We start from the raw sequence: 1,538 nt of genomic DNA on the forward strand, positions 1-1,538 counted from the left end.
AGGTGGTTGGGCCACGGGCTTCGGGTGTTGCCGACTTTCGTGACGTGACGGGCGGTGTGTACAAGGCCCGGGAACGTATTCACCGCAGCGTTGCTGATCTGCGATTACTAGCGACTCCGACTTCATGGGGTCGAGTTGCAGACCCCAATCCGAACTGAGACCGGCTTTTAGGGATTCGCTCCACCTTGCGGTTTAGCAGCCCTCTGTACCGGCCATTGTAGCATGTTTGCAGCCCAAGACATAAGGGGCATGATGACTTGACGTCATCCCCACCTTCCTCCGAGTTGACCCCGGCAGTCCCCCATGAGTCCCCACCACCTCCGAAGAGGCGTGCTGGCAACATGGAGCAAGGGTTGCGCTCGTTGCGGGACTTAACCCAACATCTCACGACACGAGCTGACGACAGCCATGCACCACCTGTCACCCGATCCGAAGAGGGCCACATCTCTGCAGCTTTCCGGGCGATGTCAAGCCTTGGTAAGGTTCTTCGCGTTGCGTCGAATTAAGCAACATGCTCCGCCGCTTGTGCGGGCCCCCGTCAATTCCTTTGAGTTTTAGCCTTGCGGCCGTACTCCCCAGGCGGGGCGCTTAATGCGTTAGCTCCGGCACGGAGATCGTGGAAGATCCCCACACCTAGCGCCCAACGTTTACAGCGTGGACTACCAGGGTATCTAATCCTGTTCGCTCCCCACGCTTTCGCTCCTCAGCGTCAGGTAAGGCCCAGCAAGCCGCCTTCGCCACCGGTGTTCCTCCTGATATCTGCGCATTTCACCGCTACACCAGGAATTCCACTTGCCCCTACCTACCTCTAGCCGGCCCGTATCCACCGCAGACCCGCAGTTAAGCTGCGGGCTTTCACGGCAGACGCGACCAGCCACCTACGAGCTCTTTACGCCCAATAATTCCGGACAACGCTTGCGCCCTACGTATTACCGCGGCTGCTGGCACGTAGTTAGCCGGCGCTTCTTCTGCAGGTACACGTCAACTTCGTCCCTGCTGAAAGAGGTTTACAACCCGAAGGCCGTCATCCCCCACGCGGCGTCGCTGCGTCAGGCTTCCGCCCATTGCGCAATATTCCCCACTGCTGCCTCCCGTAGGAGTCTGGGCCGTGTCTCAGTCCCAGTGTGGCCGGTCGCCCTCTCAGGCCGGCTACCCGTCGTCGCCTTGGTAGGCCACTACCCCACCAACAAGCTGATAGGCCGCGAGCCCATCCCCAACCGAAAAAACTTTCCACCACCACCCGATGCCGGGAGTGGTCGTATCCGGTATTAGACCCAGTTTCCCGGGCTTATCCCAGAGTCAGGGGCAGGTTGCTCACGTGTTACTCACCCGTTCGCCGCTCGAGTACCCCGAAGGGCCTTTCCGCTCGACTTGCATGTGTTAAGCACGCCGCCAGCGTTCGTCCTGAGCCAGGATCAAACTCTCCATAAGATGTTTGACACTAGCAAAAACTCATCATATTCCAGACGAGGTGTTGCATGAAATACTTCATGCACTGGCTTTTAACACACTGTTGAGTTCTCAAGAAACGGACGCGT

General features: G+C 58.5%; 1 rRNA gene. It reads right to left on the reverse strand.

Annotation, left to right across the window (positions count from 1 at the left end):
- A 16S ribosomal RNA gene (locus ACFWYW_RS59340) occupies nucleotides 1–1,431 on the reverse strand; the annotation flags it as partial.
- Nucleotides 1,432–1,538 lie beyond the last annotated feature (107 nt).

The organism is Nonomuraea sp. NPDC059023, assembly GCF_042740095.1.
In the GTDB taxonomy this organism is placed as follows: domain Bacteria; phylum Actinomycetota; class Actinomycetes; order Streptosporangiales; family Streptosporangiaceae; genus Nonomuraea.